Annotated in this window: 25 protein-coding genes; 15 read left to right on the forward strand and 10 right to left on the reverse strand. The window is 65.3% G+C overall.

Going from position 1 to position 21726, the window contains the following annotated elements; genetic code table 11:
* The first annotated feature begins 164 nt into the window (after window positions 1-164).
* A complete protein-coding gene (locus J2805_RS18150) occupies window positions 165-449 on the forward strand; it encodes a DUF1540 domain-containing protein (protein WP_309978705.1) in 285 nt (94 codons plus the stop codon).
* Between the two features lie 92 nt (window positions 450-541).
* Here the strand turns inward: J2805_RS18150 and J2805_RS18155 are convergent, their stop codons facing one another.
* A complete protein-coding gene (locus J2805_RS18155) occupies window positions 542-943 on the reverse strand; it encodes a hypothetical protein (RefSeq protein WP_309978707.1) in 402 nt (133 codons plus the stop codon).
* Between the two features lie 180 nt (window positions 944-1123).
* Here J2805_RS18155 and J2805_RS18160 point away from each other — a divergent pair, with 180 nt between their 5' ends.
* On the forward strand, window positions 1124-1288 hold the full coding sequence (locus J2805_RS18160; protein WP_309978710.1) for a hypothetical protein: 165 nt from the start codon (window positions 1124-1126) through the stop codon (window positions 1286-1288).
* 6 nt (window positions 1289-1294) lie between these two features.
* A complete protein-coding gene (locus tag J2805_RS18165; RefSeq protein ID WP_309978712.1) occupies window positions 1295-1609 on the forward strand; it encodes a DUF6221 family protein in 315 nt (104 codons plus the stop codon).
* A gap of 11 nt (window positions 1610-1620) precedes the next feature.
* Here the strand turns inward: J2805_RS18165 and J2805_RS18170 are convergent, their stop codons facing one another.
* Complete coding sequence (locus J2805_RS18170) at window positions 1621-2394, reverse strand: hypothetical protein (RefSeq protein ID WP_309978713.1); 774 nt, start codon at window positions 2392-2394, stop codon at window positions 1621-1623.
* A gap of 156 nt (window positions 2395-2550) precedes the next feature.
* Here J2805_RS18170 and J2805_RS18175 point away from each other — a divergent pair, with 156 nt between their 5' ends.
* On the forward strand, window positions 2551-3192 hold the full coding sequence (locus J2805_RS18175) for an NADPH-dependent F420 reductase (RefSeq protein WP_309978715.1): 642 nt from the start codon (window positions 2551-2553) through the stop codon (window positions 3190-3192).
* Between the two features lie 33 nt (window positions 3193-3225).
* On the opposite strand, the gene J2805_RS18180 is transcribed toward J2805_RS18175, so the two are convergent.
* Window positions 3226-3828: a DnaJ family domain-containing protein gene (locus tag J2805_RS18180; protein WP_309978717.1), complete on the reverse strand. Its 603-nt coding sequence runs from the start codon at window positions 3826-3828 to the stop codon at window positions 3226-3228.
* Window positions 3829-4004: 176 nt separating this feature from the next.
* Here J2805_RS18180 and J2805_RS18185 point away from each other — a divergent pair, with 176 nt between their 5' ends.
* Entirely contained in the window at window positions 4005-4328 is a 324-nt protein-coding gene (locus J2805_RS18185) for an antibiotic biosynthesis monooxygenase family protein (RefSeq protein WP_309978719.1), read from the forward strand.
* A gap of 149 nt (window positions 4329-4477) precedes the next feature.
* Window positions 4478-5263 (forward strand): alpha/beta fold hydrolase, encoded by a 786-nt coding sequence (locus J2805_RS18190; RefSeq protein ID WP_309978721.1) that lies wholly within the window; start codon window positions 4478-4480, stop codon window positions 5261-5263.
* Between the two features lie 22 nt (window positions 5264-5285).
* On the opposite strand, the gene J2805_RS18195 is transcribed toward J2805_RS18190, so the two are convergent.
* Window positions 5286-5897, reverse strand: a complete 612-nt coding sequence (locus tag J2805_RS18195) for an NADPH-dependent FMN reductase (RefSeq protein ID WP_309978723.1) — start codon at window positions 5895-5897, stop codon at window positions 5286-5288.
* Between the two features lie 306 nt (window positions 5898-6203).
* Between J2805_RS18195 and J2805_RS18200 the strand changes: the two genes are divergently transcribed.
* Window positions 6204-6578 carry a hypothetical protein gene (locus J2805_RS18200; RefSeq protein ID WP_309978725.1) on the forward strand — a complete coding sequence of 125 codons (375 nt, stop codon included), beginning with the start codon at window positions 6204-6206 and terminating at the stop codon, window positions 6576-6578.
* Between the two features lie 99 nt (window positions 6579-6677).
* Here the strand turns inward: J2805_RS18200 and J2805_RS18205 are convergent, their stop codons facing one another.
* Window positions 6678-7364, reverse strand: coding sequence for a DUF2848 domain-containing protein (locus J2805_RS18205; RefSeq protein ID WP_309978727.1), 687 nt, complete (start codon window positions 7362-7364; stop codon window positions 6678-6680).
* A gap of 149 nt (window positions 7365-7513) precedes the next feature.
* Here J2805_RS18205 and J2805_RS18210 point away from each other — a divergent pair, with 149 nt between their 5' ends.
* A complete protein-coding gene (locus J2805_RS18210) occupies window positions 7514-8905 on the forward strand; it encodes an MFS transporter (RefSeq protein ID WP_309978729.1) in 1392 nt (463 codons plus the stop codon).
* A 7-nt stretch (window positions 8906-8912) separates the two neighbouring features.
* Here the strand turns inward: J2805_RS18210 and J2805_RS18215 are convergent, their stop codons facing one another.
* The gene (locus J2805_RS18215) at window positions 8913-9569 is read right to left on the reverse strand and encodes a GntR family transcriptional regulator (protein ID WP_309978731.1); all 657 of its coding nucleotides are present in this window, start codon (window positions 9567-9569) and stop codon (window positions 8913-8915) included.
* 32 nt (window positions 9570-9601) lie between these two features.
* Here J2805_RS18215 and J2805_RS18220 point away from each other — a divergent pair, with 32 nt between their 5' ends.
* Both J2805_RS18220 and J2805_RS18225 read left to right on the forward strand, forming a co-directional pair.
* Window positions 9602-10396, forward strand: a complete 795-nt coding sequence (locus J2805_RS18220) for a carbon-nitrogen hydrolase family protein (RefSeq protein ID WP_309978734.1) — start codon at window positions 9602-9604, stop codon at window positions 10394-10396.
* A gap of 120 nt (window positions 10397-10516) precedes the next feature.
* Window positions 10517-11308, forward strand: a complete 792-nt coding sequence (locus J2805_RS18225; protein WP_309978735.1) for an IclR family transcriptional regulator — start codon at window positions 10517-10519, stop codon at window positions 11306-11308.
* 8 nt (window positions 11309-11316) lie between these two features.
* Here J2805_RS18225 and J2805_RS18230 read toward each other — a convergent pair whose 3' ends face one another.
* Genes J2805_RS18230 through J2805_RS18245 form a run of 4 tightly spaced genes read right to left on the reverse strand, consistent with a single transcriptional unit; the run spans window position 11317 to window position 16058 of the window.
* On the reverse strand, window positions 11317-12309 hold the full coding sequence (locus J2805_RS18230; RefSeq protein WP_309978737.1) for a 2-hydroxyacid dehydrogenase: 993 nt from the start codon (window positions 12307-12309) through the stop codon (window positions 11317-11319).
* Between the two features lie 2 nt (window positions 12310-12311).
* Window positions 12312-13310 carry a beta/alpha barrel domain-containing protein gene (locus tag J2805_RS18235; protein WP_309978739.1) on the reverse strand — a complete coding sequence of 333 codons (999 nt, stop codon included), beginning with the start codon at window positions 13308-13310 and terminating at the stop codon, window positions 12312-12314.
* Window positions 13307-14557 carry a CaiB/BaiF CoA transferase family protein gene (locus J2805_RS18240; protein WP_309978741.1) on the reverse strand — a complete coding sequence of 417 codons (1251 nt, stop codon included), beginning with the start codon at window positions 14555-14557 and terminating at the stop codon, window positions 13307-13309. Before J2805_RS18240 ends, J2805_RS18235 begins: the two co-directional genes overlap by 4 nt.
* 43 nt (window positions 14558-14600) lie before the next feature.
* A complete protein-coding gene (locus tag J2805_RS18245; RefSeq protein WP_309978743.1) occupies window positions 14601-16058 on the reverse strand; it encodes a GntP family permease in 1458 nt (485 codons plus the stop codon).
* A 182-nt stretch (window positions 16059-16240) separates the two neighbouring features.
* On the opposite strand from J2805_RS18245, the gene J2805_RS18250 reads away from it, so the two are divergent.
* The 5 genes from J2805_RS18250 (at window position 16241) to J2805_RS18270 (ending at window position 21627) form a co-directional block, all read left to right on the forward strand.
* Window positions 16241-17275: a phosphotransferase enzyme family protein gene (locus tag J2805_RS18250; RefSeq protein ID WP_309978745.1), complete on the forward strand. Its 1035-nt coding sequence runs from the start codon at window positions 16241-16243 to the stop codon at window positions 17273-17275.
* Between the two features lie 87 nt (window positions 17276-17362).
* Window positions 17363-18091: a FadR/GntR family transcriptional regulator gene (locus J2805_RS18255; RefSeq protein WP_309978747.1), complete on the forward strand. Its 729-nt coding sequence runs from the start codon at window positions 17363-17365 to the stop codon at window positions 18089-18091.
* Between the two features lie 199 nt (window positions 18092-18290).
* Window positions 18291-19730 carry an aspartate ammonia-lyase gene (locus tag J2805_RS18260; RefSeq protein ID WP_309978749.1) on the forward strand — a complete coding sequence of 480 codons (1440 nt, stop codon included), beginning with the start codon at window positions 18291-18293 and terminating at the stop codon, window positions 19728-19730.
* A gap of 242 nt (window positions 19731-19972) precedes the next feature.
* Window positions 19973-21292 carry a dicarboxylate/amino acid:cation symporter gene (locus J2805_RS18265; RefSeq protein ID WP_309978751.1) on the forward strand — a complete coding sequence of 440 codons (1320 nt, stop codon included), beginning with the start codon at window positions 19973-19975 and terminating at the stop codon, window positions 21290-21292.
* Window positions 21293-21333: 41 nt separating this feature from the next.
* The gene (locus tag J2805_RS18270) at window positions 21334-21627 is read left to right on the forward strand and encodes a winged helix-turn-helix domain-containing protein (RefSeq protein WP_309978753.1); all 294 of its coding nucleotides are present in this window, start codon (window positions 21334-21336) and stop codon (window positions 21625-21627) included.
* Window positions 21628-21726: the final 99 nt, after the last annotated feature.

Genomic DNA, 21726 nt, shown 5'->3' on the forward strand with positions numbered 1-21726 from the left:
TATTCTAGGAGCGCCGCCCGGCCCGCACATAGGGCCTAATGCCCTAGCCCTGCGACCTGAATAATTAGGTCACACGATTGGGTCTTTTTGATCGGGCATAACAGGCCTACCGTGGACACAGGGAGCAGCCCGCACGGGGCAGCCGAACCACGGAGGATCTTCCCATGACAACGCATGTTGCAGACTGCAGCGTTACCAACTGTTCCTTCAACGACCATTCGAATTGCAACGCCGCCGCTATCACGGTGGGCGGAACCACAGACCACGCATCCTGCGCCACCTTCATCGACATCGGCATGCATGGCGGCCTGCCCAAGGTCCTGGCCGACGTCGGAGCGTGCCAGCGCACGGAATGCGTCCACAACGACCATCTGATGTGCAAGGCTCCCGAAGTCCATGTGGGACCCGGCGCCGACAACGCGGACTGCCTCACTTACGCGCACGCGTAGCGGGCAATAACAACTGAAGGCAGAGGACGACGGCGGGACATCCCGCCGTCGTCCTCTTGCGTTCTGGACCGGCCGGGCAGCGGCCCCGCCTGTCAGTCGTTGCGGGGCTTCTTCGGCGACGGCTCCGGTTCGGACGCCTCAGCGTCTGGCGTCTCCAGCCAGTCCACTACGCTGCTTCCACCATGGGCCCGGTTGAGCGTTTCCTGGAGGGCGTCAGCCTCCTGCGCCGCCAGGTCCAGTTCGGACACCGCGGTCATGACGCCGCGGGCACTCTCGTCATGGGGCCGGGAGTAGTACGTGCCTGCCGCCGCCGCCCGGTGCCATTCGGCGAGCTCCCGTATGGTCTGGGCGATGGACCCCTGCGTTTCCAGGAGGCTGCGGAGGATCTCGTGGCTGTCCGAGGGCGTGTCCAGGTTCCTGGCGGCACGGGCCAGGTAACGGGCCGCCTCCTGCATCTGCTGCGCCGCGCGCCGTGGTCCGTTCGTGTCTGACACCGTGGTGCTCCTTCGCGTGGGCCGTCATCCGATGGGACTTATTGTCCTCCACTCCTCCCCGGTCCCGCCGGAATGGTTCCTGGCGGGCCGGTTCTTGACAGCCCCGCAACTTCAGGCGCTAGATGATCAGTAGTGGGGCGTCAACCATTCACAGCAGGAACCACATCAAAAGGAGCGGACATGAGCGAGAACCCACAGGCGTCGGAGCGTGTCCACAGTGAGGCTCCTGCCGAGGGCGACGAGAACGCTGATCCGCGGGATATCAGGGTGCATTCACAGGATCCCGCCGAAGGCGCCGACACCACAGGCGCAGACATCACGGATGGGGCGGCCGCCGGCGCGTGAATAGCTGTGGATATTGTCGAATTCCTGACCGAGCGCATCAGGGAGGATGAGGCCGCGGCCCGCAAAATCCTCGGTGACCGTTCGGTGTCCGAGTCAGGCAGATGGTACGAACACCGCCTGCTGCTGGAGTGCGAGGCGAAGAAAAGGGTCATCCGTATTGTCGAATCAGCCCGGCAGACGGCGCTGGCCACCATGGTCAGCGACCCGTTCGAGGAGGAATCCCGCTGGATTCCGGAGGCCATCGAGTGGACCACACGTTCCTTGAAGGCACTGGCGTTACCCTATGCCGACCATCCTGACTTTGAGGAGGACTGGCTGTAGTCCGCCGGCGGCTAACCCGCCGGGCGCAGGGACGTGATCATCCGTCTGATGTCTCGGTACTCGGCGGTCTCTGTATACATCTTTGCTTTCTCCAGATACGGCAGGGCGGCGTCCCCCGGAGTCTCGTTGTTCGCCGGACTGTAGAACGCCCCGAACATGGCGGCCGTGGGCGGCCAGGTGAAGAAGTGGAAGATGGCGCACGCCGAGTCTCCGGACGGGGGCGGGCCCGACGTGATGCCGTAGGCTGCCGCCGGGGTATCTGCCGGCCCGGGAACCGTCGCCGTTCCGCGCGTCTCAAACACAAACCGGGGCGTGGCCCCCTTCAGGGTCAGCGCCGTCATGTCCTGCGAGTCCAGGACGGAGTAGGGGTACCTGTCCGTGCAGGTGGAGCCTGTTGCCATGTTGGTCCGGAGCGTGGCCAGCGGTTTCCCGGCAGGATTGGTGATCTCGGCGAACGCGCCGCCGCCCTCCGGTAGCTCGCCCGCCGGGTCCTCCACCCGCCAGGCTGCGGGAAGGTCGAAGGTCAGTTGGGCGTCCGCCGTTGTGTAGGTGGTCCAGGCAGCAGACGGCCCGGAACCTGCGGTTGCCTCCGGGCCTTTTGTTTCGCCCGGGCCCGGGGTGCGCGTCGATCCCGCCGGTGCGCTTGACGTCGCTGAAGCCGGCAGATCGCTCGCGGTTGCCGGCGACGCCCCGGGAGGCCCGGGCTGCTGGCCGCAGCCAACCAGCAGGCAGGCAAGAAGAAGGGCCGCAGGGGAACTAAAACGGGAAGATACTGGCGAGCGCATGCCATCCTCCTAAGCCAAATCGCCGGTCTCTACATTGTGGCGCCGTACCTGGCCTTCCGGACCGCACGCGGCGTGATTGGCGCCGAACTGTGGCCGGTTATAACGATTTATTGCACGCTGTGAAATATCCACCGCCGGGGTGGCGTTGGCCCGGACATGACAACAATCGGAATCATCGGTGCAGGACATATTGGAAGCCAGATTGCCCGCAAGGCGGTGCAGCTCGGCTATGACGTGGTCATCAGCAACTCTCGGGGACCGGAGACGCTGGCGGGCATCGTGGCGGAGCTGGGGCCACGGGCCCGGGCGGCAACTCCGGCGGAGGCGGCCGCAGCCGGCGATTTCGCCGTCGTAACCGTGCCGCTCAGGAGCATCGGAGACCTTCCGGTGCAGCCGTTGGAGGGCAAGGTGGTCATTGACACGAACAACTACTACTGGGAACGTGACGGTCGGTTCCCGGAGCTCGACAGCGGCCAGGCCACAACGTCCGGCCTGCTGCAGAAGCACCTTCCCACGTCCAAGGTGGCCAAGGGCTTCAACCACATCATGGCCAAGGAGATCGGCACTGACGGGGCGCCTGCGGGGACGGCAAACCGCCGCGCACTTGCCACGGCCAGCGACTATCCCGAAGCGGCTGACCTGGTGACGAGTTTCTATGACGAGTTCGGCTTCGACACAGTCAACGTGGGCCCGCTGTCCGAAAGCTGGCGCGTGGAACGCGACCGTCCGGCGTACGTCGTGCGCCAGAACGCGGCCGAGCTCACCGAGAACCTCGAACGGGCTACCCGCACCGTCTGACCCGTACACCTGCCGCCTAGGCTGGGGGCGTCCTCACCTGCTGCCGTGCCGGTTCCGCCGCCACCAGGAGCGCTTCGTTTCGGGCTCCGGTGGCGGCGCTGCTGCGGTGGCGGCCGCCCGCCGTTCACGCCAGCGTTCCACTTCCGCGTCGACGTCACGGGTCTTGGTGATAACGGGCGGCCCGCCCTGGAGTTGGCGGCGGGCATCGATCACGCGTTTGTTGAAGTCCTCCAGGATGTCGCGGACCTGCTTCTCCGCGTACTGGGCGTCGAGCCTGGCATCCAACTCGGAGTCCTCGGTCCGCAGGAGGATGGCTTTCGGCCCCATGCCCGTGATGTTCTCTCGCTGGATCAGTCCCTTGACCCACCAATCGGGATCGTAGCCCTCCCCCAGCCCGGGGATGGGCTTGCCGGCGTACTTGAGGTTGTCGAACTTCCCCTGTGCCATCGCGTCACGGATCAGGTATTCGGCCCTTCTGGCGTCATCCACCTTCCGGCGCTTTTCCCGTTCCTTTTCCTCGGCGGCGGTGAGCTCAGCTTCCTCTTGGGCCGTCATGCCGGTGGCACGGACGGCGCGCAGTTCAGCGGCACGTTCCACCCGGCGCCTGAACGCGCCACTGGCTCCCTCACTGGGCATGTTCCCACCGTCCCCGGGCCGAATCCTGAATAGCTTGCATTCCAGTATTCAGAGGCTCCTGACGAGTTTCAATACGTCTCCCGCACGGCTTTGGAGGCACCCAGAACCCGGTTCTTAACGAACCCGCCGGTCCTAAAATTGTTTTATTGGGGCAGTCTGGAAAGGGTGTGAGACCGATGGCAGAGCATTACGCTTCCGGGGTCTGGCATGTAAAGCAAGGGAACGACGAACAATTCGTGCAAAAGTGGACGGAATTTCTTCAGTGGTCACGGGAGAACTACCCGTCGATGGTGGTGGCCAAACTCCTGCATGACAAGGGTGCCCCCGGACGCTACATGTCGTATTCGGAGTGGGCCGACGAATCGTCCCGGGACGCTTGGAAGCAGGATCCAGAGTTCAGGGCCCGCATCGGTGCGTGCGTTGCACTGTGCGAGGACATGCACGGGGCTGACTATGACGTTGCCGCGAGCGTCAGCGCGCAGCACCATGTCGTGAAATAGCCGCGCAGCACCATGTCGTGAAATAGCAGAGTACAGCGGCGACGGCGGGACGTCCCGCCGTCGTCCGCTTTAGTCTGCCTAAACTGGCTTCACGCACCCTTGCCGTTGGGCGGCCAGCCGGCCGCGCAACGGACAACGGAAGGTGAGCAGTGGCCACATTGAACATGGAACGGACCGGAACCGGGAGGCCGCTGGTGCTGGTCCACGGACTGGGGTCCAGCATCCGCAACTGGGATCCGGTGGTGCCGGCATTGAGCGCCGAGCGCGAGGTGATCGCGGTGGATCTTCCCGGCTTCGGGGCCAGCGCCCCGTTGGCGGGCAAGGTCACCATGGGCACGCTGACCGACGCCCTGCAGGAGTTCCTTAGCGAAACGGGCCTCGAGAATGCCGACTTGGTTGGCAGTTCCATGGGCGCACGGATAGTGATTGAGCTTGCCCGCCGCGGGCATGCGGGTTCCGTGGTGGCACTCGACCCCGGCGGGTTCTGGAATGACCGCCAACTGGCCGTCTTCAACACGACCATCACGGCGTCCATTGCGCTGGTGCGGCGGCTCCAGCCGGTATTGCCGTTCCTCACCCGGCACGCCGCAGGACGGACTGCGCTCCTGTCACAGTTCTCCGTCCGGCCCTGGAAGCTGGATCCGCAGCAGGTGATGACCGAACTTCGCGGCTTCAGGACGTCGCCAAGCGTGGACGAAGCGCGCAAGTCGCTGGCGCACGGGCCAAAGCAGCCCGGCGCGCCCCTCGGATCGCTCAAGGGCCGGCTGGCCATCGGCTGGGGCCGGCAGGACAGAGTCACGCCGGCGAGCCAGGCGAAGGTTGCCGCGGAGCGCTACCCGGACGCGACGCTGCACTGGTTCGAAGACTGCGGCCACTTCCCGCACTGGGACCAGCCCGAAGCCACAGTGAAGTTCATCCTCGAGCAGACTGCCTGAGACGTATTGCCCTGCCTGGGACCTAACGCGAGAGCTTGGCCGCGTCCGGTTTGAGGTCGCCGATGTGTCCGGGCGCGTTGGCGGCGAGCACGCGCTCCACGAACGCCCCGTATTCCTCCATGTAGTGGCGCAGGAAATCCGCGGTGCCCTCGTCTGTGACCGTGCCGTCGTCGGCGAATGCGGCCGGATTGAACTTCACGTAGGCCTCTGGCGCGTTGAGCTGGGGCGCGTCGAGGAAGCTGAGGACGGCGCGCATCGAGGACTGCATCACGGCTGTGCCAATGCTGCCCGGCGAGGCGCCGATGATGCCGGTGGGCTTGCGTGCGAAGGAGTTGCTGCCCCAGGGGCGGGATCCCCAGTCGATGGCGTTCTTGAGCGCTCCGGGGATGGACCGGTTGTATTCCGGCGACACGAACAGGATGCCGTCCGAGCCCTCAATGGCTTCCTTCAGCGCACGGCCGGCCGGCGGGAAATCGGCGTCGTAGTCATAGCTGTACAGCGGGAGGTCCTTGATGGGTATCTCGGTGAACTCAAGGTCTTCGGGGGCCAGTTTGATCAGGGCGTTAGCGAGGGTGCGGTTGATGGAGCCGCGGGCCAGGCTTCCAACGAAGTAGCCGATCCTGAACGTTGCCATGAAGCAGATCCCTTCTTTGCGGGCCGAATGGTAGGCGGCGCCTGTCTCAGGCTCAGCCCACCAGACAGCCCAGCACAGAACGCGGATGTCGGCCAGAGGTGCGAAGCTGTATTGGCGTTCCCCGCCTTTATGCCGCAGCTGTGAGCCGGCCCTCCCCCTCTGGCGGGATATTATTGCCCTTCACGAGAGCCTGGGGGCAGCGCCATCAAGAACACTTCACCATCAGCCAAGCCGGTTCACCGGCGTCGTCGCCGGAGTTCCGGGATCGGGCATCTGAATCCCCTTCCCGTCCCGAAAGCAAAGCTGGTGTGGCGGCTGATCCTGCGCCTCCTCACTGCCTTTCCGGTCGGACTGCTCTTCGGAGCTGCCCTGATCGCCGCACTGGGGCTTGAGGATTCCGCAGCCCGGGCGGCCACGTTCTCCGGAGTCGCCTTTTCTTATGCCGTATTCCTTTTCACCATCTGGCGAGCCGGCATAAAGCGGCAAGCCGCCTTTGCTGCCGCCGGCGGCGATCCCCAGGCAGCCGGCGTGCTGCTGTTCGGCGTCATGACGCCACGAAGGCGCTTCGTCGGCTCAGACGGCTCGGGCTCCGGCGGCTATTACGGCGACGGCGACAACTCAAGTGACGGCGGAGGTAGCGGAGGCGGTGGCGACGGCGGCGGAGGTGGCGGCGGGGACTGAGCCTGCGCGGCTGCCGACGAATCCGCCCCCACGGCAGAAAGCGGACGACGGCGGGGAAGAACCCGCCGTCGTCCGCTTTCTGTTGCCGATTCAGGCGACCTAGCCGATCGGTTCGGCCATCTGCTCCACAACATACTGTGCGTCCACCGAGGCGCCGGTTACCGGGTCCGCCATTTCCACCTTCCAGCTGCGGGCGAACTGGTTCACGCCGTGTGTCATGGCCACGGTGCCGGAAATGAGGACGGTCCCCGGTGCGTTCAGGCCACGTTCCGTGAGGACGTCCAGCCAGTAGTCCGGCGTCAGCAGGGCCGCCAGCGAGCTGTCCTGAATCAGCGTGTCCGGCGTATCGCCCTCCCCCACCCAGCCTTTCAGCGTGATCTGGTCCAGGTGGTCCCGCACCTCGTCGAGGCGCCAGGCCTTGCGGCCCAGAACGTCAGGGCTCGCGTTCTTGCTCCAGGCCACCCCGTGGACCTCCAGCTCGCGGTCCGTGTGGTCGCAGGCGACCGTGAGCAGCACACCGTCCTCAGTGATCACCAGCGCCCACTCGGCTTCCCCGGAGGTCCGCCCATGCTGCACGCGGACTTCCGATACCTGCTGCGCCAGGTACGGCGAGACCGGATACAGCGCCGGAGTGGTGGTGGGGCCCGGAACGCCGAGTTCGGCCAATTCGGCGATGTGGGCCTGAACTTCGTCCTGCTCCCGCCCTGCGTAGCCTGCGTTCAGGAGGTGCTTTACCGGTACGTCCTTGGTGCTGCCGTCGGGAAGTTCGAAGGTCAGAGTCGTCATGGTGGTCCATCCTTTGCGTGTGCTGCTGGAGAAGTTTTTACAAGCCAGAAACCGGAAACGGTCGCCAATGTACATCCAGTATGCGTAATGTATACATTTAACGCCAGCGTGACAGGCGTCACTATATAAATCTCGTGGAGGACAACACCATGGCAAACGTCCCAGTCCCGGCGCCCGGCACAACGCCGGGTCCGCATAAGCCGATTCACCCCAAAGGCCTGTACAAGGCCTTCGCAGCCAGCCTTACTGGCACCGCGCTCGAGTGGTACGACTTCGCCGTTTACTCGGCGGCAGCTGCCGTCGTATTTCCCGTCGTCTTCTTCCCGACGTCCGATCCCCTGACGGGCACCATCCTGGCCTTCTCCACCTACGCGGTGGGCTACGTGTCCCGGCCGGTCGGCGGCATCATCTTCGGCAGGCTCGGCGATCGGATCGGCCGCAAGAAGGTCCTGGTGACAACCCTGATGATCATCGGTGTGGCCACGGTGCTCATCGGTGTGCTGCCGGGTTACGCGACCATCGGCATCGCCGCCCCCATCATCCTGGTCCTGCTGCGCTTCGCCCAGGGCGTGGGCGTGGGCGGCGAATGGGGCGGCGCCGTCCTGCTCTCCAGCGAATACGGCGATCCCCACCGGCGCGGCTTCTGGGCGTCCGCGGCCCAGGTGGGCCCGCCCGCAGGCAACCTGATGGCAAACGGCGCCCTGGCGGTCCTCACGCTGGCACTGACCGAGGACCAGTTCCTCTCCTTCGGCTGGCGCATCGCCTTCCTCGTCTCCGCCCTTCTGGTGGCTTTCGGCCTCTGGATCAGGCTGAGGCTGGAAGACACCCCCGTCTTCAAGGCCATCCAGGCCCACGGCGAGCAGCCCCACGCCCCCATCTACGAGGTCTTCCGCAGGGAGCTCCGCCCGCTGATCGCCGCAATCCTGTGCCGCGTGGGCCCGGATGTGCTGTACGCGCTGTTCACGGTCTTCACCCTCACCTACGGCATCCAGGTCCTGGGCTACGAACGCAACCAGGTACTCACCGCCGTCCTGGTGGGCTCCGCATTCCAGCTCTTCATGATCCCGCTGGCCGGCGCCGTGTCCGACCGCTTCAACCGCCGCCTGGTTTACGGGGTCGGCGCTGTCGTGGGAGCCGTGTGGACGTTCATTTTCTTCGGCATCCTGGGCGGAAACAACGAGCCGATGCTCGTCATTGGCATTGTCCTGGGCCTCATGGCGCACTCCTTCATGTACGGCCCCCAGGCCGCCTTCATCGTGGAGCAGTTCTCGCCTCGGCTCCGCTCCACCGGCAGCTCGCTGGCCTACACGTTCGCCGGCGTGATCGGCGGCGCCATCGCCCCGCTGATGTTCACGCTGCTCCTGTCCCAGTTCGGCACCTGGATCCCGGTGGCCATATACGTTGCCGTAGCAGCGGCCGTCACCGTAGTGGGACTGGCCCTCGGCCGGGACAACGACACCGTGGAGGACGCGGACTACCGCCTGCTGCTGGAAGGAGCCAGCGTGGCAACCCAGCCGTCCGGCTCAAGCGATTCCAAGTGACAGGCACTTACGTGCGGAGCAGGATGTCCCGGGTTACAGCCAGGTGATGGTCAATGGCTTCCTGCGCCTTCACGGCGTTGCCGGACACCAGGGCATCGAGGATGTCCTGGTGCTCGGCGCACACCTGCCCGCGCCGGCCGCCGGTGCGGAACAGGGCGGAGACGCCCACCAGGATCTGCCGGACGTGGAGCTTGCTGTAGGTCCGGGAGATGAGCTCGCTGCCGGCAGCGTCAATCAGCTGCTGGTGGAAGAGTGTGTCCAGCCGGATGAACTCCTGCGCAGCCTCCGCGTTCATCTGCTCGGGAAGCCGGGCCTGCTGGTCCAGGGTGTCCTGCATGGTCTGCGCCGGCACCCGGCTCTGTTCAATGACGAGGCGGGCGGCGTGGCTCTCCAGCACGCCGCGAAGTTCCATCAGCTCCGACATTTCGCGGCCCGTCACGGGTGGAACATACGCTCCGCGCTGCGGGATCAGTTCCACCAGGCCGTCGGAGACGAGCAGCAGGAGCGCCTCCCGGACCGGCGTGCGCGAGACGCCGATTTCGGCGGCCAGCTCCTGCTCGTTGAGGAACTTCCCCTGTACCTCCGGGTCTATCAGGATGTTTTCCCGCAGGTACGCGTACGCCTTCTCGCGGCCGGACGCCGCCGTCCCCGAACTTTTTCGCATACATTATGTATACAACAGTCTGGAGTAGTTTCATGCGTTTAGCAGTGGCCCAAATCATCACCGGAGCCGATCTGGCCGCCAACCTGGAGCTCATTCGAGAATACGCCACACGGGCGAAAGCCGCCGGGGCCGAGCTGGTGGTGTTCCCGGAAGCGGCAATGCGCGCCTTCGGCAACAGCCTGGCGGATATCGCCGAGCCGCTGGACGGATCCTGGGCCGCCGCGGTCCGCAGCATCGCCCTGGATCTGGGCATCACCGTTGTGGCGGGCATGTTTACCCCGGGCGACGGCGGCCGCGTCCGCAACACCCTGCTCGTCACCGGCCCGGGCGTCGAGACCTCCTACGACAAGATCCACCTCTTCGATGCATTTGGTTTCGCGGAGTCGGACTCCGTGGACGCCGGCACGTCGCCGGTGACCTTTGAACTCAACGGCACGGTGATCGGCCTCGCGACGTGTTACGACGTGCGTTTCCCCGCACTGTTCGCAGCCAACGCCCGTGCCGGAGCCCAGGTCAACATCGTCTGTGCATCCTGGGGCGCAGGGGAAGGCAAGGCGGAGCAGTGGGACCTGCTGGTCCGTGCCCGCGCGGTGGACAGCACCACCTTCGTGGTGGCATGCGGGCAGGGTGATCCCGCCAGCATCGGCCTGCCGTCCGCCGGAGCCGCGCCCACCGGAATCGGCCACAGCGCCGTAGTTTCCCCGCTCGGCTCCCCGATGGTCACCCTGGGCGCCGAACCCGAGCTGGCCGTAGTGGACATCGACCCCGTCGTCATCACCGACGTCCGCGGAAAGCTGCCGGTGCTCGCGAACGCGCGGACCTTCTAGTCCGGACTTTTCCAGCGTCGGGGGCAGGTACAGCAGCGGACGACGGCGGGACCTCCCGCCGTCGTCCGCTTTCCTGAGCGGGATTGGACCGGGGTGCACCCACCGTCTAGCGTGAGTCCTATGGCGGCTCCCGATTCTGCAGCGAAGTCCAACAGCAACACTTTGCTGGTCCTCGCAAAAATCACATCCATCCTGGACGCCTTCTCGCTGTCCCGGCCGGTCCTCTCGCTGTCCGATATCCGTGAATCCACCGGAATGCCCAACTCCACGGTTCAGCGCCTGGTGACGAATTTGACCTCCGAGGGCTTCCTGGACCGGGAAGAAGACGCCTACCGCATCGGGATGCGGATGGCATATTGGGCCGCCCCGGCCACCCGCGGAATGGAAGTCCTGGACGTGCTCAGTCCCGTGCTCAAGACCCTCCGGGACACCACCGGCGAGACCACGTGCTTCTTCAAGGCTGAACAGCACTACCGCGTGTGTGTGGCAATTGCTGAAACCCGGCACGCGCTTCGCCGCGAAATGCACCTGGGCAAGCTCCTCCCACTCCACGCTGGTTCCGCCGGCCGGGTGCTCCTCGCCTGGGATGAGGAGCTCATGGACGCCGTTCTTCGCGATCCCCTGGAATCCATCACCGAATCCACGATTACCAGCTCCGAGGATCTGGAAACCGCGGTCAAGACAACCCGGAGAGACGGCTTTGCCATCACCGTTGGCGAACGGGAAGACGGCGCCTCCGGTCTCTCGGCACCCGTGTTCGACTCGGCGGCCGGCCTGGTCGGGGCACTGACCATCAGCGGACCTACCCTGCGGATGCCGCTGGAAACCTGCGAGGCATGGGTGGAACCGCTGCTGGCAACAGCGGAGCATATGACCAGACTGATCGGCGGCCGGTTTCCCGGCGAGGTGTAGCGCGGAAATTACCGGGACATGGCCAGGGGGTTGACCGCGTGCGGCGGCACACGTCCCTCTGCGATGGCCACAGCGTTCAGCGCGCTCAACCGGGCCATTTCGCTCCGGACGGAAACCGTGGCGCTGCCAACGTGCGGCAACAGGACCGTATTGGGCAGCTCGGCCAGGCCGGGTGCCAGCCTGGGTTCATCCTCGAAGACGTCCAGCCCGGCGCCGGCAATGATGCCGCCCCGCAGCGCATCCACGAGTGCCGCCTCGTCCACGATCGGCCCGCGGGCGGTGTTGATCAGGATCGCATTGGGTTTCATGCGGCGCAGCACGTCCGCGTCCACCAGGTGACGGGTCTGGTGGTGCAGCGGGACGTGTACGGACAGGAAGTCGCTCCGCTCCACGAGTTCCTCCCACGGCACCTGCCGCACTTTGCCCGCGAACTCGCCGAGTTCCTCGTCGCTGACGTGACGGTCGCCGGGCGGCCGCGGCGAGAAGATGATCTCCATGCCGAAGCCCAGGGCACGCCTGGCGGTGGCGCGGGCGATCCTGCCGAACCCGGCGAGGCCCAGCACGGCACCGGAGACGTCGCGGCCCAGGAGGAGTTCGGGTTCCCAGCCATGAAACTGGCCGGCGCGCACAAACATGTCTGCCTCCACCACACGCCGCGCGGTGCCGAGAATCAGCAGCATGGCGATATCCGCAGTGGCGTCGGTCAGGACGCCTGGCGTGTTGCCAACGATGATGCCGTGGCTGGTGGCGGCCTCCACGTCAATGTTGTTGTATCCCACGGCGAAGTTGGATACGCCCTTCAGCCGGGCACCGGCCAGGAGCGGCGCATCGATCACGTCCCGCAGCTGGGTGAGGACGACGTCGAAATCGCCTGAGGCGCACAGCGCCGCCAGGGTCCCGTAGTCGGGAGGTTCGGGCAGCACGGTGACCCGTCCGGCGTCGTCCAGCAGTTGAAGCCCGGGATCCGGGATGGCGGTGGTCACCAGGAAACTGCTGGCCATCTTCAGTTGCCTCCCGTGGTGCAGGGTGCGGCGGCACTGTCTGCGGGCAGGACCCATTCGAAAGCGGCCGCCTTGGAACGGGCACCCTGGGCGGCTTTGGAGCGGTTGGGTTCGCCCAGTTCGGCAAGCAGCTTCTCGGACAGGACTACGAGGTCACCGAACGTTTCCGTCGTGAGCCACCCCGGACGCGTGGCGAACAGGATGTCTTCGCTGGAGGTGTTTCCGCTGGCCCCCGGGGCAAAGGGGCAGCCGCCCAGGCCGCCGAGTGCGCCGTCCACCATCGCTGCACCCGCCTGGATGGCGGCCAGGGTATTCGCCACGCCAAGTCCCCAGGTGTCGTGCCCGTGATAGACGATCCTCCGAGCCGGGGATTCTTCCCTGACCCTGGTGACCAGGCCGGACACCTGCGCGGGGATGGCCTGCCCGAGAGTGTCGCAAAGGACGATGTCCGTGGTGCCTTCGGCGCGCGGGTCATTGGCGATGGACAGGACGCGCTCCTCCGGCACTCTGCCCTCGAAGGGGCACGTGAACGACGTCGCAATACAAAGCTGGATCTGTCCGTTGACCGCCTGCGCGTACTCCACCGCCTGCGGCAGTGCCGCCAGGCTTTCGTCCGTGGTGCGGCCGATATTCGCCTTGTTGTGCGAGTCCGACGCTGAGAGGCAGTACTGGAAGTTCCGTGCCCCGGCGGCGGCCGCCTTGGCCACGTGCCCGGGGGTGGCCACCCAGATCCAGCATTTTTCCAGTTCCTCCGGAGTCAGGGCCTGGACCACTTCCAGCGTGTTGGCCATGGTGGGGACGAGGTCCGGCCGGGCCATCGAGCCCAGCTCGATGGCCGGAACGCCCAGGCGAAGCAGCTCCCGGACCGTCTCGAGTTTCTGGTCCGTGGAAAGGAGCTTGCCGGTGAGCTGGAGTCCGTCACGGAGGGTGACGTCCCGGAGGACGGCTTTGCCCAATTCAGCGGGCGGAGCGAAGTGGCTGCCGTTTGAAGGTTGTGTCATGCCTGAAGTGCCTCCTCGCGGCCCGATGCCGCACTGATTTCTGCCTCGTCCATCCCGAGGAGTCCGACGAGGATTTCCGTTGTGTTCTCACCCAGGTCGGGGCCCAGGTTCCGGATGGGGAGCGACTGCTCACCGATCACCGGAACAATTCCGGGGAAGCCCACGCCCGCCAGGGTTTCCTCCCCTGTGGAGACATCGAATTTTTGGATCATGTTGCGGGCAGCGTACTGGCTGTCGCTGCTGATATCCGCCGCGGTGTAGATCGGTCCGGCCGGGACACCGGCGGCATCGAGGGCGGTGAGTGCCTCCGCAGAATCCAGCTGTCCTGTCCACGCACCGATGGCCTGGTCAAGTTCTTCACGGCGGGCCCAGCGGCCGGCGTTGCTTTGCAGTGCCGGATCGGCGGCCAGGTCCGGGCGCCCGATGGTCTCCATGTACCTCTGGAAAATGGAATCCCCGTTGCCAGCCACCACGATGCTCGCACCGTCCTTGCAGAAGTAGGCGTTCGAAGGGGCGATTCCATCCATCCGGCCTCCCACGCGCTGCCGGTCGACGCCATAGGCCTGGTAGTCCGGAATGAGGGATTCCATCATGGAGAACATGGCCTCGTTCAGCGCGACGTCGATGATCCGCTCGGTGAGCGGTACCGCGCCGGCCGCATCCCGCCGTCGTGCTTCGCGCTGGTAGAGGCTCATCATGGAGCCGAAGGCGGCGTACAGGCCCGCAATGGAGTCACCGATCGAAACTCCGACACGGACAGGTGGGCGGTCGGGGTCACCCACAAGGTTGCGGAAACCTCCGTAGGCCTCGGCCACGGCGGCGAAGCCGGGGCGCTCGGACAGCGGGCCCGTCTGCCCGAACGCGGAGATCCGGGTGATGATCAGGTCAGGGTTGGCTTCGTTGAGCACGTCGGGGCCGAGCCCCCATTTTTCCAACGTCCCCGGCCGGAAGTTTTCCAGCAGGATGTCCGATTTCGCGGCAAGCTTGAGCACCGCCTGCTTCCCGGCTTCGGTGCGAAGATCCAGGACCACGGACTTCTTGTTGCGGTTAATGGTGCGGTACAGCATGGACGTATCGCCCTTGTGCAGGCGCCAGTTGCGCAGCTCATCACCGGTTCCCGGCCGCTCCACCTTGATGACCTCCGCGCCGAAATCGGCAAGCATCCTCCCTGCCGTAGGCGCGGCGATGTAGTTTCCAAGTTCAAGGACGCGGACGCCCTCAAGCGGCGCAATGCCTGTCTGTGTCATCGGGTTTCCTTTTTTCGTAGCGTACTTCTTGTGGGGCGTTCGGTCAGAACAGCAGGCTCATGGGCAGGATCAGCAGGATCGCGACGACGGAGGCCACCGATACGCCGACGGTCACCGATTTCAGCGCTCCCCTAACGCTCTGGCCCAGCAGGGACTGCAGGAGCCAGAAGGTGTTGCTGGTGACATGGACCATGAACAGGGAGCCGGCGCCGGCTGCCAGGGCGAGCAGGACCGGGTCCAGGCCGATGGCCGGGGCGATCGGTGCCAGCAGTCCGGCCGCAGTGATGGCGGACAGGGTGACCGAGCCGACGGCGATGTGCAGCACGGCGGCAATGGCCCAGACAACGAGCAGCGGGGCTACGGTGCTTGCCGAGAAGAAGCCGCCCAGGATGTCGCCGAGGCCTGCTGCCGCGACTGTGGCAGCGAGCGAGCCGCCGACGCCGGTAAGGATCAGGATCTGTCCGCTTTCCTTGAAGCCCACCGTGATGGCCTGCTCCACCCGTTTCTGGCCGACTGCTGAACGGGCCACCAGGCAGGTGCCGATCAGTCCGATGAGGAGGGCGATCACCGGCTCACCCAGGAGTTTCATCCACTCGGCGTCAATTTTGAGAATTTCCAGGATGGCACCGGCGCCGATGAGCAGCAGCGAGGTCAGGAGCGGGGCGAAAAGCAGAAGCAGGGGGAATTGCCTGGTTTCGCGTTCGGCGACGGCAACGGCTCCGTTGCCCGTCTCCAGTCCGGTTCCGTTGGTGGCAGCCTTGCCACCCGTCGGCTGGCGGTCGGAAGCTGAAGCCGGCCTCGCGCCGCCGTCGTACGCTTCTTCCTCACCCTCCCGGTCTTCCTCCTCGACGAAGGTGTGGTCCTCATCCTTGGCTTCGTTCCAGAAGCCGCGGCGGAAGAGGAACGTCATGATGGCGATGGAAATGATGATCGTGGGAATGACCAGGAGCAGGCCGAACAGCAGCATTTTTCCGAGGGGCACGTTCAGCAGGCCGGCCAGGGCCAGCGACGCCACCCCGGGAACCGTGAAGACAATGCCGCATTCAAGGGCAATGGCCATGGCCGTCGCCATCCGTGCGGTGCCGAGCTTGCCGATTCTCGGCGCCAGCTTGCGGGCCAAGGGGGCTGAAATGACCAGCAGCACATCCAGAAAGATGGACTGGAGCAGCGTCCCGATGGCAAGGCCCATAGTGTAGGGCAGGCGCTTCGGGCCGAACGTGTTCAGCAGGTGTTCCACGAGGCGCCGGATGGCACCGGTCTGGTTCAGGATGGAGCCCATCAGGACGCCGAAGGCGATGAGCAGGCCAACGTCCACCATGATCTCGCCGAAGCCGGACGTGATTGTCTTGACGGTGTTTTCCACGCCGAGGCCGGCGGCCAGGCCGAGGTAGACGGAGCCGATGACCAGGGCGATTACAGGGTTGACCTTGAAGCGAACTATCAGCACCACCGCGGCGAGGACCGCCACGGCCGTGTTAATCAGGACGGCGATGTCTGACATAAAGGGATCCGATCGTTGGGCCTTCGACCTTGAAGGCTTGGAACAGGGTCGAGAGAGAGTGATGAGCGACACAGGGCCTTCTCCCATATTATGGGTTTAAACCCACAATGCAAGACTCGGCTCGTGTATTGGCGAATATTGCGCCTCCCGGCGGACATCCACCTGATGTGAAAAAGTTGGGCATGCTTCCGATTTCTGAGATCTGGCGAATCAGCGACAGCGTCAATTCCAAGTGGCAGAGTCCCGTTGCCGACGCTGCGGCCGAAGCCTGGGGCCTGCCGCGGGGCTCGGCACTTTGGCTGCGCTCGAGCTCGACTCACGTCTTCATCGTTCCGGCCTCGCATTTGGCGGAGGGCGCGCTCTTTCTGCGGTTCGCCCCGGCGCGCTCCGCGCAGGGCAGCAAGCTCGCCCCGTCCGCCGAGCTGATGGCCGGGTGGTCTGAGCGCGGGCTGGGTGCCGTAAAGCCGCTGCCGAGCCTCCGGGGACAGTTGACCGAGACCGTGCCCACCGCACACGGGCTAATGGTAGCGATGCTCGTCCCGGCCGCCGTGGGAGTCGAGATCACCGTCGAAGAGCTGACAATGGAGCGGGCGGCTGCATGGGGCGAGTCGCTGGGCCGCCTGCACCAGGAGGGATGTACGGGACTGCCCGTCCCGGAGGCAAGGCCGGAAGAGGACGCCGCGGAAGTGGACGCCGGGCAAGAGGAAACAGCTGGGCCTGGACCGGCCCGCAGCGAGGACCCTTTGACGCATGTCATCAGGGAACTGACGGACGCAATGGGACAGCAGGACCCGGCCGCACACTCCCGAGGCATGTGCCATGGGGACTTTGAACTCGACAACCTGCGCTTCGGACCTGACGGACCGGTCTTTTTCGATACGGACGAAGCTCACGAGGGCTGGTTTGCCGGCGACGTCGCCCTGGCAGTTCGCGACCTGACGGGCGTCACCCCGGATTCAGCGATGCGGCCCGCCCTACTGGATGCCTTCCTCTCCGGATACCGCGCTATCCGGACATTCACTGAAGAAGAAGAACAGACCCTTCCGCTGCATTCCCTGGCAGCCTCCGCGCGGCTGGTCCTTAGCCTGGAGAACGTTCTGGACGCCGGAGGCCGCGGAGACGAGCCGGGGTGGGTCCAGGACCTGCACTCTTCGATCAAGAGGCAGCAAAGGTGGCATCGCGAGCGGCTCCTGCGGGCGCAAATCCGCCCGGCCTGACCGGCCTGAACTCCCCCTGATCGTGTTCCGCGCCTGACATTACGGGAAACCTTTGACAGGGCTTGTGACACGTGCCATAGTCTTCATATGAACCTGTTGGACAGCTGGACAGCTGGACAAGATCGAGTGGTCCGCGTTGGCGCGGCCGAAGCGGTCTTCGCCTCCCTCCGAAGCGCCATTGAAGGCGGCAAGATCCCGGTGGGCACCCGCCTCGACTCGGAGGCGTCGCTTGCCAAGCAGTACGGCGTGAGTCGCACTATGGTCCGGGAGGCGCTGCGTTCATGCACTGCGTTGGGACTCACCGCCACCCACACCGGCAAGGGCACTTTCGTCATCGCTGACAAGGTGGCGCAGGACCTCAAGCTGGGCAAGTACTCGGCCAGCGCCCTCGTGGAGGCCCGCCCCCACGTAGAGGTTCCGGCCGCCGGCCTTGCGGCCCAACGCCGGAGCAGCGAGGACCTGGAGGCCCTCCGGGAAATCCTGCGGGAAATGTCCGAGGAGGATGATCTCCAGCAGTGGGTGCAGTTGAACACCGAGTTCCACGTGACCATTGCCCGGTGCAGCGGCAACGGCGTGTTCGAATCATTCCTCTCGGACATCTGCGACGCCATGGCCAACCAGTCGAACACGCTCAACCTCGTGGCCGATCGGCGCAAGGAGTCGGGTGAGGAGCATGCCCGCATCTTCACTGCCATCGAGAACGGGTCAGCCGAGGAAGCATCCCAGGCCATGAGGATGCATCTGCACGGGGTTGAATGTGCCTTGGGCACCCTCGTCCCCGGAACCGAGCAGTCCAGGGCCGGCCATACGCGCTAGTTCCCAAGCTCCGAAGTTCGCTTTTCCCTGACCTCCTCCAACCCCCCAAGTCCCCGATTGCCGTATGCCCTGCTGCCCTGCCGTGGAACAGCCATGCCCGCCGCCCTGGCTGCGGCGTCACCCAGCACTGCCCCTGCCCTGGGTTCCTATGCCCAAATTTTCCTGTCCGTGCCCGTCAACGAAGCCCTGTGAGGACCCCATGACCACCATTACCGATCCTGCCCCGGACACCCGCTCCGAACACGACCTCCTCGGTGACCGGGACGTCCCGGCCGCCGCGTACTGGGGCGTGCACACACTCCGCGCGGTGGAAAACTTCCCCATCACCGGCCAGCCGCTCTCCACGAACCTGTACCTGGTCCGCGGCCTGGCCGCGGTGAAACTCGCCGCCGCACGCACCAACCGCGAACTCGGCCTGCTGGACGCCGAACGCGCCACCGCCATCGAAACGGCCTGCACCGAAATCCTTGCCGGGCACCTCGCCGAACAGTTCGTCGTGGACGTCATCCAGGGCGGCGCCGGAACCTCCTCAAACATGAACGCCAACGAGGTCATCGCCAACCGCGCCCTGGAAATCCTCGGCCACCCCAAAGGCCACTACACCCGCCTGCACCCCAACGACCACGTCAACCTCTCCCAGTCCACCAACGACGTCTACCCCACCGCGGTCAAACTCGGCACCATCTTCGCCGCCCGCGAACTCCTCGACGCCCTGGCCGAACTCGAAGAAGCCTGCGCCGCCAAAGCCGCCGAATTCCGCACCATCGTCAAAATGGGCCGCACCCAGCTCCAGGACGCCGTGCCCATGACCCTCGGCCAGGAATTCGGCACCTACGCCGTCACCATCGGCGAAGACCGGCTCCGCCTCGCCGAAGCGGACCTGCTCATCCACGAAATCAACCTCGGCGCCACCGCCATCGGCACCGGCCTGAACGCACCCCCCGGCTACGCCGAGGCAGCCTGCCGGCACCTGGCCGAGATCACCGGCCTGCCCCTGGTCACCGCCCCGGACCTGATCGAAGCCACCCAGGACGTCGGCGCGTTCGTGCACCTCTCCGGCGTCCTCAAACGCGTCGCCGTGAAACTCTCCAAAATCTGCAACGACCTGCGCCTGCTCTCCTCCGGCCCCCGCGCCGGCCTGGGCGAAATCAACCTGCCCGCCGTGCAGTCCGGATCCTCCATCATGCCCGGCAAAATCAACCCCGTGATCCCCGAAGTCGTCTCCCAGGTCGCCTACGAAGTGATCGGCAACGACGTCACCATCACCATGGCCGCCGAAGCCGGACAACTCCAGCTCAACGCCTTCGAACCCATCATCGTCCACAGCCTCCACAAGAGCATCTCCCACCTCGAAGCCGCCTGCCGCACCCTCACCGCACGCTGCATCCGAGGCATCACCGCCAACACCGAACACCTCCGCCTCACGGTCGAACAATCCATCGGCCTGGTCACCGCCCTGAACCCCCACCTCGGCTACGCCACCGCCACCGCGATCGCCCAGGAAGCCCTCGCCACCGGCAAAGGCGTCGCCGAACTCGTCCTCGAACACCAACTCCTCACCGCCGAACAACTCCAGGAACTCCTCAGCCCCCAACGCCTGGCCAACCTCAGCAAAATCCCCAACCAAACCGCTGGCTGAACCCGCCGAAACCAAGCCTCGACAGGCTCGACCACCGATTACCACCGGCTCAACCGCTGGCTGAACCTGCCAGGTCTCGGCAGGCTCGACCGGCGCCCCCACCTCCTTAACCCCGCCCATCAGGGAACAGGGGCACACCGTCGTGCCCAAATCCCGACCGACTACAGAGAAAACGGCACTCGATGACGAGGACCGTTCCAGCACCGGGCCACACTAACCCGGCCTCTACGCAAGGACTCAGTATGAAAAACAAATCAACCATGTGGATTCTGGCAGCGCTTGTATTCGGAATCCTCAGCGGCCTGCTGTTCCACTGGCTGCTGCCGGACGCCACCCGCGAATCCGTCGTGTCCGTGCTGGACACCGTGACCCACATGTTCCTGAACCTCATCAAGATGATCATCGCCCCGCTGATCTTCGCCACCCTGGTCTCCGGCATCGCAGGGGCTGCCAAGTCCGCCGGCGTAGGCAAGCTCTTCGGCCGGTCCATGATCTGGTTCCTGTCCGCGTCCGTCCTGGTGGGCGCCTTCGGCTTCATCACCGCGCATGTGCTGAACGTCGGCGACGGGCTCAACCTGATGCCGGGAGGTGACGCCGGGATGGAAACGAAGCCCCTCGATTACGCCGAGTTCATGACCCACATCATCCCCACCAGCGTCTTCGCCGCCCTCACGGCCAACAACCCGCTTCAGATCCTCGTCTTCGGCGCTCTCTTCGGCATCGCCCTGCTGAACCTCCGGAAGAAGGGCCGCTCCTCCATCGCGGACGCCATCGACGAACTGATGGGCGTCATGCTCAAGGTCACCGGATATGTGATGAAGGCGGCCCCGGTGGGCGTTTTCGCCGGCATCGCAGCGGCCTTCACCGCCGAGGGCCTCGACGCGTTTGCCACCTACGCATCGTTCATCGGCGGCTTCTACGTCTCCCTCTCCGCCCTGTGGGTGATCATGATCGGCGTCGCCGTCGTCTTCCTCGGCAAGGCCGCCTTCCGGCTGGTCCGCATCGTGCGTGAACCCATGGTCATCGCCTTCGCCACCTCCAGCAGCGAGGCAGCCCTGCCCAAACTCATTGAAGGCCTGACAAAGTTCGGCATCGAAAAGCGCACCACCGGCTTCGTGCTGCCCTTGGGTTACTCGTTCAACGTGGACGGTTCCATGATGTACATGACCTTCGCTTCGGTCTTCCTGATCAACGCCTACGGGATCGACATGGACCTCGGCCAGCAGATCGCTATGACCGCAATGCTCCTGCTCAGCAGCAAGGGCATGGCCGGCGTGCCGCGCGGGTCGCTCGTCGTCGTGGCTGCCGTGGTTCCTGCCTTCGGTATCCCTGCCGCCGGGATCGGCGTCCTGCTGGTGATCGACCAGCTCCTGGACATGGGACGGACCGCCACGAACATCCTGGGAAATGCGATCGCCACCGCGGTCATCGGCCGGAAACACGACAGGACCGCTTCCCTCCTCGAAGAGATGCCGGCCGGCGCCTCCGCCGACACCCATGACCCCGCGTACGCCGAACACGCAGAGGACAGCAGGGAGCCCGAGCGCGTTTCGATGCACTGACCCAGCAAACCTCCCCTCAGACCGGACGAAAGGCATGGCCAATGACCGCTGACTTTGAACTCCAGAGCCCGCCGGACGCGCACCGCATCGAGCGGAGAAAAAGGGCGCGAAGCACACCGATCAGAGCACAAATCATCAAATACCTGGCAAGCAACGGCGCCAGCAAAGTAGCTGACATCAGCAGCGGAATCGCCTTCTCGCGGGACTGCGTCAGATACCACCTGGCGGCGCTGGAGAGCGCTTCGATTGTCCGTTCCGACATTTCCCCGGAAGCGAGGGGGCGCTGCACGCCCTTCTACGCGCTGGCTCCGGGAATAGCGGTGACGGGCGCCTAACCCGAGGGCGCTGGCCGCCAAGCAAGCGGACGACGGCGGGACTTCCCGCCGTCGTCCGCTTTCCGTTTTTCCACTGACTTACACGCCGAATTACCGCCG

Origin of the sequence: Arthrobacter oryzae (assembly GCF_031454875.1) — a bacterium.
Taxonomy (GTDB): Bacteria; Actinomycetota; Actinomycetes; order Actinomycetales; family Micrococcaceae; genus Arthrobacter; species Arthrobacter oryzae_D.